Origin of the sequence: Streptomyces sp. NPDC001985 (assembly GCF_040296845.1) — a bacterium.
Classification (GTDB): domain Bacteria; phylum Actinomycetota; class Actinomycetes; order Streptomycetales; family Streptomycetaceae; genus Streptomyces.
This window is the reverse complement of the sequence record NZ_JBEOYB010000199.1, coordinates 1-1,146: the sequence shown is the minus strand read 5'-3', so window position 1 is coordinate 1,146 and position 1,146 is coordinate 1. Positions and strand designations below refer to the sequence as shown.

1 protein-coding gene is annotated in these 1,146 nt (G+C 73.0%); it reads right to left on the bottom strand.

All coding sequences use genetic code 11. From position 1 onward, the window contains the following. A partial coding sequence (locus ABT122_RS33570) for a condensation domain-containing protein (RefSeq protein WP_351559986.1) occupies window positions 1-1,128 on the bottom strand: 1,128 nt, incomplete at its 3' end. Window positions 1,129-1,146 lie beyond the last annotated feature (18 nt).

Genomic DNA, 1,146 nt, shown 5'->3' with positions numbered 1-1,146 from the left:
AAGCTCCGCCCACAGCGGCACCTCCGCCGCACGCTCCGCACTCCCCGCCTGCGCCACCAGCTCACGCGCCCAGTGCCGGAAGGAGACCGGTACGGGTGCCAGTCGCGCCGGCAGGCCGTCGGTCAGCTGGTCGTGGGCGTGGGCGAGGTCGGCGAGGATCACTCGCCAGGAGACTCCGTCGACCACCAGATGATCGACGGCGATCAGCAGCCGGCCGGGGGTCGCGGGGCCGAGGTCGAACCAGACAGCCTGGACCATCACCCCGGCCAGAGGGTCGAGCCGGCCGACGGCAGCCCGGGTCTCCTCGTCGACCAGCCCCTGGAGATCCCGGCCGGCCGCGTCCACCCGGCGCACCAACGGCCCGGCGGGCACAGTGCCCGGCTCGGGGACGGTCAGCCCACCCTCCGCGTCGGCGGTGAACCGTGCCCGCAGGGCGTCGTGGTGGTCGATGAGGGTCTGCACGGCGTCGGTGAGGACCGGGAGGGTGAGGCTCGCGGGGGCCACCACCAGCGCCGACTGGTACACCTCGGAGAGGCCGTCGGGCCGGGTGCGGCTGAGGAGTTCGCGCATCACCGGAGTCAGCGGCACATCGCCGGTGCCGGCGGCTGACTCCTTCGGGGCGGTGTCGGTCGTGAGCGGGGTGGCGACGGCGGCCAGCCGCGCTGCCGTGCGGTGCTCGAAGATCTCCTGGGTGCTGATCACCAGACCGGCCCGGCGGGCGCCCGACACAACCATCATCGACAGGATGGAGTCGCCGCCGAGTTCGAAGAACGAGTCATCGACGCTCACCTGTTCCACTCCGAGCACCTGGGCGAAGAGACCGCAGAGGGTCCTTTCGGCCTCGGTCTCGGGGGCCCGGCCGCCGGTGGTGGCGTGGGCGGGTGCGGGGAGGGCGTTGCGGTCGAGTTTGTCGTTGACGGTCAGCGGGAGTGCGTCCAGGACGACGAAGGCCGTCGGGACCATGTACTCGGGCAGGCGGTCTCCCGCGAAGTCCCGTACCGCACCGACATCGACACCCCCGGCGGCCGGGACGACATAGGCCACCAGGCGCCTGTCCCCCGGCCGGTCCTCCCGCACCACCACCGCGACCTGGCCCACGGACCCGTGCAGCGCGACAACCGCCTCCACCTCACCCGGCTCCACCCG